Raw genomic sequence first — 11,968 nt, forward strand, 5'->3', positions numbered from 1 at the left:
AAGCCTATGTTCGAATTTTTTGAATAAGGCGCGAAAGGCGTCGATGTGGTACTCTATAGCAATCATTTAAAAGAGAGTTTATCAGGGCGTGTACTGCCCTTTAACGCTATGACAGAACAACAAAAATTAACCTTCCCGATGCTCCTGCAACAGCTTGATTCTCTGATGCTGCGCGATAAACAGCGCTTTGCCCGCCGTCTGCACGGCGTGAAGAAGGTTAAAAATCCTGATGCACAACAGGCCATTTACCAGGAGATGGCGAAAGAGATTGAACAGGCGGCAGGGAAAGTTGTGCTGCGCGAAGCCGCACGTCCGGCAATTACCTACCCGGAAAACCTGCCCGTCAGCCAGAAAAAACAGGACATCCTTGAGGCCGTCCGCGACCACCAGGTGGTGATTGTTGCGGGGGAAACCGGCTCGGGGAAAACCACCCAGCTGCCGAAAATCTGTATGGAGCTGGGACGCGGGCTAAAAGGGCTGATAGGCCACACCCAGCCGCGTCGACTGGCGGCACGCACCGTGGCGAACCGTATTGCCGAAGAGCTGCAGACGGAGCCGGGCGGCTGCATCGGTTACAAGGTGCGATTCAGCGACCACGTTAGCGATAACACCATGGTCAAGCTGATGACCGACGGTATTCTGCTGGCGGAAATCCAGCAGGATCGCCTGCTGATGCAGTACGACACCATTATCATTGACGAAGCGCACGAGCGCAGCCTGAACATCGACTTCCTGCTCGGCTACCTGAAAGAGCTGCTGCCGCGTCGCCCGGATCTGAAAATCATCATCACCTCCGCGACCATCGACCCTGAGCGCTTCTCAAAGCATTTCAACAATGCGCCGATTATCGAGGTGTCAGGACGCACGTATCCGGTTGAAGTGCGCTATCGCCCGATTGTTGAAGAGGCGGACGATACCGAGCGCGACCAGCTGCAGGCCATCTTCGACGCCGTTGACGAGCTGGGCAACGAAAGCGCGGGCGACATCCTGATCTTCATGAGCGGCGAGCGCGAAATCCGCGATACCGCCGATGCGCTCAGCAAGCGCGACCTGCGCCACACGGAGATCCTGCCGCTTTACGCGCGCCTGTCAAACAGCGAGCAGAACCGCGTATTCCAGCCGCACGGCGGGCGACGCATCGTGCTGGCGACCAACGTGGCGGAAACCTCGCTGACCGTGCCGGGGATTAAATACGTTATCGACCCGGGCACGGCGCGCATCAGCCGCTACAGCTACCGCACGAAGGTTCAGCGGCTGCCGATTGAGCCGGTCTCCCAGGCGTCCGCTAACCAGCGTAAAGGCCGCTGCGGCCGCGTCTCGGAAGGGATCTGTATTCGTCTCTATTCCGAAGATGATTTCCTGTCGCGCCCGGAGTTTACCGACCCGGAAATTCTGCGCACCAACCTGGCGTCCGTTATCCTGCAGATGACCGCGCTGGGGCTGGGCGATATCGCGGCGTTCCCGTTCGTCGAAGCGCCGGATAAACGCAACATTCAGGACGGCGTACGTCTGCTGGAAGAGCTCGGCGCCATTACCACCGACGAGCAGGCGACGGTCTACAAGCTGACGCCGCTGGGCCGCCAGCTCAGCCAGCTGCCGGTGGATCCGCGTCTGGCCCGTATGGTGCTGGAAGCGCAGAAGCACGGCTGCGTGCGCGAGGCGATGATCATTACCTCGGCGCTCTCCATTCAGGATCCGCGCGAGCGTCCGATGGACAAGCAGCAGGCGTCTGACGAAAAGCACCGTCGCTTCCACGACAAAGAGTCCGACTTCCTCGCCTTCGTAAACCTGTGGAACTATCTCGGCGAGCAGCAGAAAGCGCTCTCCTCGAACCAGTTCCGCCGCCAGTGCCGCGTGGATTTCCTCAACTACCTGCGCGTGCGCGAGTGGCAGGATATCTACACCCAGCTGCGCCAGGTGGTGAAAGAGCTGGGCATTCCGGTTAACAGCGAACCGGCGGAGTACCGCGAGATTCACATCGCGCTGCTGACCGGCCTGTTGTCCCACATTGGGATGAAGGATGCTGAAAAGCAGGAGTATACCGGCGCGCGTAACGCCCGTTTCTCCATCTTCCCCGGTTCCGGCCTGTTCAAGAAGCCGCCGAAATGGACCATGGTCGCCGAGCTGGTGGAAACCAGCCGCCTGTGGGGGCGTATTGCCGCGCGTATCGATCCGGAATGGGTCGAGCCGGTGGCGCAGCACCTGCTGAAACGCTCGTACAGCGAGCCGCACTGGGAGCGCGCGCAGGGCGCGGTGATGGCGACCGAGAAGGTGACCGTTTACGGCCTGCCGGTGGTCGCCGCGCGTAAGGTCAACTACAGCCAGATTGACCCGGCGCTCAGCCGCGAGCTGTTTATCCGCCACGCGCTGGTGGAGGGGGACTGGCAGACGCGTCATGCGTTCTTCCGCGAAAACCTGAAGCTGCGCGCCGAAGTGGAGGAGCTTGAGCACAAGTCCCGCCGCCGCGATATTCTGGTGGACGACGAGGCGCTGTTTGAGTTTTACGACCAGCGCATAAGCCACGATGTTATCTCCGCCCGCCACTTCGACAGCTGGTGGAAGAAGGCCAGCAAAGAGACGCCGGACCTGCTCAACTTTGAAAAGAGCATGCTGATTAAAGAGGGGGCGGAGTCGGTCAGCAAGCTCGACTACCCGAACTTCTGGCATCAGGGCAACCTCAAGCTGCGTCTGACGTATCAGTTTGAACCGGGTGCCGACGCGGACGGCGTGACCGTTCATATTCCGCTGCCGCTGCTAAACCAGGTCGATGAGGGCGGTTTTGAATGGCAAATCCCCGGCCTGCGCCGCGAGCTGGTGATTGCGCTGATCAAATCCCTGCCGAAACCGGTGCGCCGTAACTTTGTGCCTGCGCCAAACTATGCGGAAGCGTTTTTAGGCCGCGTCACGCCGCTGGAGCTGCCGCTGCTGGACGCGCTGGAGCGTGAGTTCCGACGCATGACCGGCACCACCATCGACCGCGAAGACTGGAACTGGGATCAGGTGCCCGATCACCTGAAAATCAGCTTCCGCGTGGTGGATGATAAAAACAAAAAGCTGCTGGAAGGGCGTTCGCTGAGCGAGCTGAAAGAGGCGCTGAAAGGCAAAGTTCAGGAAACGCTGTCTGCGGTGGCGGACGACGGTATCGAGCAGAGCGGGCTGCACATCTGGAGCTTTGGTCAGCTTCCGGAAAGCTACGAGCAGAAGCGCGGTAACTATAAGGTCAAAGCCTGGCCGGCGCTGGTGGACGAGCGCGACAGCGTGGCGATCAAGCTGTTTGATAATCCGCAGGAACAGCAGCAGATGATGTGGCGCGGGCTGCGTCGCCTGCTGCTGCTCAACATCCCGTCGCCGATCAAGTATCTGCACGAGAAGCTGCCGAACAAAGCCAAGCTCGGGCTGTACTTTAACCCGTACGGCAAGGTGCTGGATCTGATTGACGACTGCATCTCCTGCGGCGTGGACAAGCTGATCCACGAGGCGGGCGGTCCGGTCTGGACGGAAGAGGGCTTTGCTCAGCTTCATGAAAAGGTGCGCGCAGAGCTGAACGACACCGTGGTGGAGATAGCCAAACAGGTCGAGCAGATCCTCACCGCCGTGTTCAATATCAACAAGCGCCTGAAGGGGCGCGTGGATATGACCATGGCGCTGGGGCTGTCGGACGTGAAGGCGCAGATGGCGGGGCTGGTCTATCGCGGCTTCGTCACCGGCAACGGCTTTAAGCGTCTGGGCGATACGCTGCGCTATCTGCAGGCGATTGAAAAACGTCTGGAAAAAATGGCTATCGACCCGCACCGCGATCGCGCGCAGATGCTGAAAGTGGAGAGCGTGCAGCAGGCGTGGCAGCAGTGGCTAAACAAGCTGCCGCCGGCGCGCCGCGACGATGAAGACGTGCAGGCGATCCGCTGGATGATCGAGGAGCTGCGCGTCAGCTTCTTTGCCCAGCAGCTCGGTACGCCGTATCCGATTTCGGATAAACGTATTCTGCAGGCGATGGAGCAGATTTCCGCTTAAAATCCTTGCCCGGTTTTCTCCCTCTCCCTGTGGGAGAGGGTCGGGGTGAGGGCATCAGGCCGCACAATTTTCACCCGTTCACGATTGCCAGCGTAAACCCATCCCATCCCTTAACCCCCACCGTTTGCAGCGCGGTGGCGGTCAGGCGCGGGTTATCCCCAATCATTTCGATAAAACGCCGCACCCCCAGCACGCGCGCGTCGTCGCTTTGCCCGTTAATCACTTCGCCGTCGCGCACCACGTTATCGCCAATGATTATCGTGCCGGGACGTGAATAGTGCAGCGCCCACTCCAGATAGCCGGGATTGTTTGGCTTATCGGCATCAATAAAGATCAGGTCGAACGGCGGAACGTCACCGAAATTCTCCAGTGAGCTCAGCGCCGGGCCTTCAATCAGTTCAATGCGATCGTTCAGCCCCGCGAGGTGAATATTCTGGCGGGCCACATCGGCATGCGTCGGGTCAGCCTCGAGCGTAATCAGCTTTCCGTCCGGCGGCAGGGCGCGCGCCATCCAGATTGAGCTATAGGCGCCCAGCGTACCAATCTCAAGGATGCGTCTTGCCTGGGTCATGCGCACGAACAGCGCCAGCAGTTGCCCCTGATTGGCCGCAACATCGTGTTCGGGTAGCCCGGCGCGTTTATTGTTTCCCAGTACCTGATGAAGCACGTCATCGTCAGGGATTAGCGAAGAAATCATGTAATTATCTACTGCAGACCATTGTTGATGCATAGATTGACTCCTTGGGTTTTTCTCCCTCTCCCTGTGGGAGAGGGTCGGGGTGAGGGCATCAGCGCGCAAGGGGGTTCACGCGCTCTTCCAGCCGCCGCCCAGCGCCCTGTACAAATCGATCTGCGCCAGCAGCAGGTTATTTTTCACCTGCACTACGCTGGTCTGAACCGAGTACAGCGTGCGCTGCGCGTCCAGCACGTCCAGATAGGAAGAGTAGCCGTTGCGATTGCGGTTCTGCGCAATGCGCAGCGTCTCCTGCGCCACCTCCTGCTGGGCAAGCAGCTCGGTCAGCTGTTCCTGATAGCGCGTAATAGCATCAAGGCTGTTTTTCACTTCGGCAAACGCGTTACGCACGGTTTTTTCATAGGCATACAGCGCCTGGTTACGCTGGGACTGGGAAATATCCACCTGCGCATTCAGCGCCTGGCGGTTCAGCAGCGGGGCGAGAATACTGCCCCCGACGCTCCAGAGCTGAAGCGGGTTGTCCAGCAGGCCGGACAGGGTGCGATCCTGTATCGATCCGGTCGCGGTCAGGTTGATCGACGGCAGCAGGCTCGCGCGCGACGCGGCAAGCGAGGCGTCTGCCGCAACCAGCTGGCGTTCGGCCTGAACGATATCCGGTCGACGGTTCAGGAGGGTGGAAGGCAGCTGTGACGGCAGCGTCAGCGGCGTTAGCGCCTCAAAGCTTTCGCTGCGCGCTACCGCGCCGGGATTACTTCCCAGCAGCAGGCTCAGGGCGTTCTCCTGCTGTGCAATCTGATGCTGCAGCACGGGAACCTGCGCTCGCGTCGAGCGGAGTTCGGAATCCGACTGCATCAGCTCCAGACGCGAGCTGTAGCCCGTCTCAAACTGACGTTTCGCGAGGTTAAATGCCTCTTCGCGCGATTTCAGCGTGGATTCGGTCACCCGCAGCTGTTCGTCAAGCGAGAGCAGGGTGACGTACCCGGATGCAACGGAAGACGCGACGGTCAAATCCGCGGCGGCAGCGGCGGCTTTTTGCGCCGCCAGCGAGGCTTCGGCGGCACTGGCCGTGCTGCGGTTGACGCCCCAGATATCCACGTCGTAGCTCGCCGTCAGGCTACCTCTGTACAGCGTGCCGTAGACCGGCAGCCCGGTCGCGGCGGATTGCGAACGGGCGCGGGTCCCCGTTACGCCCGCGTCAAGTGACGGAAACAGGCTGCCGTCGGCCGCAAAGACCCGCGCCTGATACTCGTTAATCCGTTCGCGGGCGATCAGCACGTCGCTGTTGTTCTTTAGCGCCCGATCCACGTAGCGGTTGAGGTTGTTGTCATGAAAATTGCGCCACCAGAGCTGCTCCGCCGGGCTGGCAGGACCGGCGTCAGCACGCCACTGGGCGGGGATTTGCAGCGTCGGCTGCGCAGGTTTTACGTCGACGGACTGGCATCCGGCCAGCGTCACCGCCAGCACCAGACCGGCTATCGGGCGAAGGGTCATTGTTTGCCCTCCCGCGTATCAATGGTCACCTGCACCGACATGCCCGGACGCAGCAGGGCGGTCTCCTCAGGCTTGCCGAGCACCTCGATGCGCACCGGAATACGCTGGGCGATTTTGACAAAGTTGCCGGTGGCGTTGTCAGGCGTGATGGCGCTGAATTCAACCCCGGTTGCCGGCGAGATGCTCTCCACGCGGCCCTGATAGGCTTTGTCGTTCAGCGCATCGACGGTGAATTTTACCGGCTGGCCGACGCGCAGCTCCGCGAGCTGCGTCTCTTTGATATTGGCGATCACCCAGTGCTGCGGCGGAACCAGCGTGGTGAGGTGGGTCCCGGCGGTCACGTACGCCCCGAGACGCACGGCAATCTGGCCGAGCTGGCCGTCGCGCGGGGCGATGATGCGGGTGTTTTGCAGGTCTATCTGCGCCAGCTCCAGCGCCGCTTTGGCGTTTTCGACATCCGCCTCCAGCGCGCCGCGGTTCACAATTACCGTCTGCAGATCCTGACGCGACATCTCAAGCAAGGCTTTAGCCTGCTCGATGTCGGCGCTGCCCTGGGCCGCGCTGGCCAGCGCCGCGTCGCGCTCGCGAATGGAAAGCGAGCCGTCCGCCGTCAAATCCTTCACGCGCTTTAAATCCGCCTGGGTTTTCAGGCTCTGGGCGCGGGCATTTTTCAGCGCCGCGTCGTTTTTGGCGATCGTCGCTTCGGCGCTTTTACGCTGCTGCAGGTTGTTATTAAGCGCGGCAATTTTCATCGCCAGCTGTGCCTCGGCCTGATGCACGCGCTGACGATAGATACGGTCATCAATCTGCAGCAGCAGGTCGCCTTTTTTAACCTGCACAAAGTCCTGAACCTTCACCTCGGTGATATAGCCATTCACCTGGGGGCTGATGAACGTCGTCTGACCGCGCACGTAGGCGTTGTCGGTAAACTGCGCGTGGCGGGTGAACGGCGGAAGCTGCCATGCGTAAAGGATCACCAGCACGCCGACAATACCGATGGCAGCGGCGGTGAAAACGGAAACAATGCGCACATTTTTGCGGGTGTTGGCCTGCTCTTTGGCGGCATCCTGCTGACTCATAAACTCTCCAGAAATATTTCAATTATTTGTTGCCGGTGGCGTTCTTAAGCGCCATACGGGCAGTGATGCGCAGGCGCAGCAAGCGCCATAAAATCCAGACCAGCGTGGCGGCAGCGATGCCCGCCGTCAGCAGATAAGTATCGTTGTAAGCCAGAATATTCGCCTCAAGCGTCGTCACCGTTTGCAGCTGCGTGATCGCCTGCGTTCCCAGCAGCGAACTGTCGCCAATCAGGCTCCGGTACATCTGGGTGTAAAGCTGGATACGCTCGTTGACCAGCGGATTGAGCGTGGTGAGCTGGTCCGCCAGCAGGCTGGAGTGGTACTTCTCGCGCCAGGTCTGGAAGGTTCCGAGGATCGCGGAACCCAGCAGGCCGCCGAGGTTCTGACTCATGCCGAACATCACCGAGAAGCTGACCAGGTTGCGCGGGTCGGCGATCACCCCACCAATGGCGGCCAGCATGGCGGGCGCCAGGAAGAAGGCGCTGCCGAAGCCCAGCAGAAACTGGCTTAGCATCAGCTGATCCGGTCGGGTCAGGTTGTTGGACTGGCTGTCCAGCAGCGAGGCAACAATCATCAGCGCCAGGGAGGTGATAATCGGCCACGCCAGTTTGGTCGGCTTAATCGTGAGGCAGCTGGTGACAATCCCGCAGACGATCCCGGCGAAAATGGACCACGCCAGGTGGGTCATCTGCTCGTTCTGTAACCCGACGTACTGCAGCCAGCCGATGACCCCGGTGTTTTGCTCTGCCAGCACGATACGGATCAGCAGCATGATGAGCCCCAGACGGACGATGCTGCCGCTCGACAGCCAGCGGGTGTTCAGCAGCGGGTTGGCGCGGTTATGTTCAAAGACGATGGCGGCCACAATTAATACAAGCGACAGCGCCAGCGACCAGCCGATCCAGGGCGCCTCGAACCACCAGTCAAGGCGGCCCAACGAGAGCACGGCGCAGAGCAGGGCCATTCCGGGGGCCATTAAAAAGAAGGTGATGAAGTCTTTTTTCTCAAAAACCTTGCGCCTGTCGCCCGGGGGCAGTTTTAAGGCTATCACGCAGGCCAGGGAGATCAGCGCCAGCCCGAGCTCGAAGAAATAGAGCCCGCGCCACTCGTCCAGCTGCAGCAGTTCAGTGGAAAACAGGCGGGCCAGAGGAATGGCGAGCGACGACCCGGTAATCCCGATGGTGAGCGCCTTCAGGCGGTGCTTCGCAGGCCAGGCCTGGATCTGATAGTAAATCCCCAGCGAGCTGAGCGCGGCGGCCACCATCCCGTGCGCGGCGCGCACCATCAGCGCCGAGCTGAGATCGTTAACGAACAGGTGGAAAAAGGTCACCAGCACGTACAGCACCAGAAAACCTTCCGTGAAGGCGCGCAGACCGTACTGCTGGCGGAACTTGACCAGCAGCAGGTTGATAGAGATGTTGGTCATGACGTAGACCGCGGGAAGCCAGGCGATTTCGGTCGACCAGGCCCCGAAGGTCCCCTGCAGGTTTTGCAGGTTGGCGGTCACCACCGCATTTCCCAGCGCTCCCGTCAGGCACACCAGCAGGCCAACGACGCCGTAGGCAATGCGTTTTGGCGTACTGTGCTCGGGTGTGGAAGGCGAACCCAGCAGGGCGGGTTTCTCATGTGGCTGCCACTCGCGAGGAGCATAAGGGTCGCGTTCGGGCAGGCGCATAACGTCGTTTACCTTAGAAATAATTGAATAATTAGCGGGCTAGCGATTCTACGTCTGCCGCAAATGATAATTCAAGTGAATATGATTTACGCATGTTAATCAAATGTAGAAGGGAAGTTTAAGGAAAAAGAGCGGCCCGATGTCGCCATTGTGTTGAGAACCTGAAGTCGCTACCCTGAAGGGATAGAGAGAAGGAGTTCATCATGGAACAGCCCCATTTTCCCATCCTGCCGGATGCCACGCTGGCGGCCATCAATACTGTCGGTGAATGGCTGGCGCAGGACGACCTGAGCGACAGCCGCCAGCCCCCGGACGTCGATGCGGTGATCCTGGCAGGAAACGCGGTGATCCCGACCATTGAGGCGGCCTGCCGTATTGCCGCGCAGAGAGACATCCCGCTCCTGATTAGCGGCGGTATTGGTCATTCAACCGCGTTTCTATATGCCGCTATCGGCAGTCATCCGCGTTATCACACCTTGCCCGTCGAAGGGCGGGCGGAAGCGAGCATTCTTGCCGACATTGCGCGGGAGTTCTGGCAGATCCCCGAGACGCGCCTGTGGGTTGAAGATCGCTCCACCAACTGCGGTGAGAACGCGCGTTTTAGCTGGAACATGCTGAAACAGCATCAGCGAGCGACCGGGCGGGTGCTGGTGGTACAGGACCCGACGATGCAGCGCCGTACGATGGCAACGTTTGCCCGCGTGTGTCGGGATGAGCCCGTGTCACCGCAGTGGATAAGCCATCCCGGGTTTACGCCAACGCTGCACAATGGCAAAGAGGGAGTTGAGTTTAGTGCAGGCAATAGCGGACTGTGGCCCGTTGACCGCTACCTGTCACTGGTTCTGGGGGAGCTGCCGCGTTTGTATGATGACGTTAACGGCTATGGTCCGGCCGGGCGGGATTTTATCGCGCACGTTGAATTCCCGGATGCTGTGATTGCCGCATGGGAACAGTTACAGCAGGACCCGGTTCTCGCGGATGCGTTGTCCAGGCGCTCGATTTAAGGGTGTAATCAGAAGCGATAACAACCGCTTCAGAATAACCTTTGGCTTACAGCAATGTCCTGGTCCGGCTGTATATCGCCGGGAGCCCGGGTTGCCAGGGTGGCGGCGATTGAGCCACCCTGGCACGTTCACCGGTTATGTCGTTAAAGAGTAGCAAGGAACATAAAGTGAACGGAATGACCACCACACCCGTATGTTCCCCTCACCCTAACCCTCTCCCACAGGGAGAGGGGATGCTTCACTGCTCATATTAGCCCTGAATAAAGGCATAGAATCACAGCGCCGCAAACTTATCCAGCGTCCGCACCAGCTGCGTCACGAAACCGTACTCGTTGTCATACCAGGCTACCGCTTTCACCAGCTGCAGCTCTCCCGCTTCTGACACCTCCGTCTGCGTGGCGTCAAACACCGAACCATAATGCGAGCCAATCACATCGGACGACACAATCTCTTCGTCGGTATACCCGAACGATTTATTGCCCTGCGTCGCCTTTTTCAGCGCGGCGTTGATCTCCTCAACGGTCACTTTCTTGCCCAGAATCGCCACCAGCTCGGTGACTGAACCCGTCTTTACCGGCACGCGCTGCGCGTGGCCCTTCAGCTTGCCGCTGAGCGCAGGGATCACCAGACCGATGGCCTTTGCCGCACCGGTGGTGTGGGGAATGATATTCTCTGCCGCCGCCCGCGAGGCGCGAAGGTCTTTCCCGCGCGGGCCATCCACCAGCGCCTGCGTACCGGTATAGGCATGGATGGTGGTCATGGTGCCCACTTTTATTTCAAACGCATCGTTCAGGGCTTTTGCCAGCGGGGCGAGGCAGTTGGTGGTGCAGGATGCGACGGAAATAATGGTGTCACTGGCGTCAATGGTGTCGTCATTCACGCTGTAGACGATGGTTTTCATCTCGCCCGCAGGCGCAGAGATCAGCACTTTCTTCGCGCCGGCGTCCAGGTGCGCCCGTGATTTCTCTTCAGAGGTATAAAAGCCGGTGCACTCCACGACGATATCCACGCCTGCGGCTTTCCACGGAATGTGCTTCGCCTCTTTTTCGGCGTACACCGCAATGGTTTTACCGTCGACAATCAGCGCATCCTCGGTGAAATCGACGCTCCACGGGAAGCCACCGTAGTTGGAATCATGCCTGAGCAGGTAGGCCAGCACTTTCGGTGAGGTGAGGTCGTTGATGGCGACGACGGTATTGCTGTCCTGGGTTTCAAGAAGGCGGCGCAGTACAAGGCGCCCAATGCGTCCAAAGCCGTTAATGCCAATTTTACTCATGGTGTTCTCCTGTAAACGTGTCGATGCGACAGTTTGAACTCATCCAGGCTTAGACCATCACGGGCAGGGCGGCAATTGAAGATGCTTCATGCGGGAGGAAGTATTTGAAAAACCATACAGAAAAGTTAATGAATTTTTAAGGAAAGGAGATTATGTTGGCGCGGTAACTGTTTTTAATCGGGAAATCACATGCGCACTAAATATACAAGCCTGCAAATCGGCATCCACTGGCTGGTGTTTCTGTTAATCATCGTCGCCTACTGCGCCATGGAGTTCAAAGGTTTCTTCCCGCGCACCGCGCGTCCAGCGATCAATATGATCCACGTCTCGTGCGGTATCAGTATCCTGGTGCTGATGGTGACGCGTCTGCTGGTTCGCCTGAAATTCCGCGCGCCTCCGATTCAGCCGAAGCCAAAAGCGATGGTGACGGGGATGTCCCATCTGGGGCACCTGGTGGTGTATCTGCTGTTTATTGCGCTGCCGCTGATTGGCATTGTGATGATGTACAACCGGGGCAGCGACTGGTTTGCGTTCGGCCTGGCGATGCCGCATGCGGCGGAGTCCAATTTCGACCTGGTTGATATGTTGAAAGAGTGGCACGAGACGCTGGCGAACCTGGGCTACTTTGTGATTGGCCTGCACGCGGCGGCGGCGCTGATGCATCACTATTTCTGGAAAGATAATACTCTTCTGCGCATGATGCCGAAAAAGCGTCAGTAGTGCTGAAACATTGTCGCC

General features: G+C 59.3%; 8 protein-coding genes. 3 read left to right on the forward strand and 5 right to left on the reverse strand.

The genetic code is table 11. From position 1 onward, the window contains the following. Nucleotides 1-108: 108 nt before the first annotated feature. Nucleotides 109-4,011, forward strand: coding sequence for an ATP-dependent RNA helicase HrpA (gene hrpA / locus UR289_RS15145; protein ID WP_143347043.1), 3,903 nt, complete (start codon nt 109-111; stop codon nt 4,009-4,011). 70 nt (nt 4,012-4,081) lie between these two features. Here the strand turns inward: hrpA and UR289_RS15150 are convergent, their stop codons facing one another. From UR289_RS15150 to UR289_RS15165, 4 genes are all read right to left on the reverse strand, one after another. Beyond that, the gene (locus tag UR289_RS15150; RefSeq protein ID WP_087822531.1) at nt 4,082-4,741 is read right to left on the reverse strand and encodes an O-methyltransferase; all 660 of its coding nucleotides are present in this window, start codon (nt 4,739-4,741) and stop codon (nt 4,082-4,084) included. 75 nt (nt 4,742-4,816) lie between these two features. Next, the gene (locus UR289_RS15155) at nt 4,817-6,196 is read right to left on the reverse strand and encodes an efflux transporter outer membrane subunit (RefSeq protein ID WP_320710757.1); all 1,380 of its coding nucleotides are present in this window, start codon (nt 6,194-6,196) and stop codon (nt 4,817-4,819) included. Continuing rightward, the gene (locus tag UR289_RS15160; protein WP_033145473.1) at nt 6,193-7,275 is read right to left on the reverse strand and encodes an HlyD family secretion protein; all 1,083 of its coding nucleotides are present in this window, start codon (nt 7,273-7,275) and stop codon (nt 6,193-6,195) included. Before UR289_RS15160 ends, UR289_RS15155 begins: the two co-directional genes overlap by 4 nt. Nucleotides 7,276-7,297: 22 nt before the next feature. Continuing rightward, nucleotides 7,298-8,950 carry an MFS transporter gene (locus UR289_RS15165; protein ID WP_039262556.1) on the reverse strand — a complete coding sequence of 551 codons (1,653 nt, stop codon included), beginning with the start codon at nt 8,948-8,950 and terminating at the stop codon, nt 7,298-7,300. Between the two features lie 203 nt (nt 8,951-9,153). Between UR289_RS15165 and UR289_RS15170 the strand changes: the two genes are divergently transcribed. Continuing rightward, the gene (locus UR289_RS15170; RefSeq protein WP_320710760.1) at nt 9,154-9,954 is read left to right on the forward strand and encodes a YdcF family protein; all 801 of its coding nucleotides are present in this window, start codon (nt 9,154-9,156) and stop codon (nt 9,952-9,954) included. 274 nt (nt 9,955-10,228) lie between these two features. On the opposite strand, the gene gap is transcribed toward UR289_RS15170, so the two are convergent. After that, nucleotides 10,229-11,230, reverse strand: a complete 1,002-nt coding sequence (gene gap, locus UR289_RS15175; protein ID WP_029740556.1) for a type I glyceraldehyde-3-phosphate dehydrogenase — start codon at nt 11,228-11,230, stop codon at nt 10,229-10,231. A gap of 189 nt (nt 11,231-11,419) precedes the next feature. Here gap and cybB point away from each other — a divergent pair, with 189 nt between their 5' ends. Next, nucleotides 11,420-11,950: a cytochrome b561 gene (gene cybB / locus UR289_RS15180; protein WP_069302796.1), complete on the forward strand. Its 531-nt coding sequence runs from the start codon at nt 11,420-11,422 to the stop codon at nt 11,948-11,950. The last annotated feature ends 18 nt before the right edge of the window (nt 11,951-11,968 follow it).

The sequence above is a fragment of the Enterobacter sp. 302C9 genome, from assembly GCF_034106085.1.
Classification (GTDB): Bacteria; Pseudomonadota; Gammaproteobacteria; order Enterobacterales; family Enterobacteriaceae; genus Enterobacter; species Enterobacter asburiae_B.

Bases quoted from the DNA above. Each gene is read 5' to 3' on its own strand.
- hrpA (WP_143347043.1), top strand. From the start codon at position 109: ATGACAGAACAACAAAAATTAACCTTCCCGATGCTCCTGCAACAGCTT.
- UR289_RS15150 (WP_087822531.1), bottom strand. From the start codon at position 4,741: ATGCATCAACAATGGTCTGCAGTAGATAATTACATGATTTCTTCGCTA.
- UR289_RS15155 (WP_320710757.1), bottom strand. From the start codon at position 6,196: ATGACCCTTCGCCCGATAGCCGGTCTGGTGCTGGCGGTGACGCTGGCC.
- UR289_RS15160 (WP_033145473.1), bottom strand. From the start codon at position 7,275: ATGAGTCAGCAGGATGCCGCCAAAGAGCAGGCCAACACCCGCAAAAAT.
- UR289_RS15165 (WP_039262556.1), bottom strand. From the start codon at position 8,950: ATGCGCCTGCCCGAACGCGACCCTTATGCTCCTCGCGAGTGGCAGCCA.
- UR289_RS15170 (WP_320710760.1), top strand. From the start codon at position 9,154: ATGGAACAGCCCCATTTTCCCATCCTGCCGGATGCCACGCTGGCGGCC.
- gap (WP_029740556.1), bottom strand. From the start codon at position 11,230: ATGAGTAAAATTGGCATTAACGGCTTTGGACGCATTGGGCGCCTTGTA.
- cybB (WP_069302796.1), top strand. From the start codon at position 11,420: ATGCGCACTAAATATACAAGCCTGCAAATCGGCATCCACTGGCTGGTG.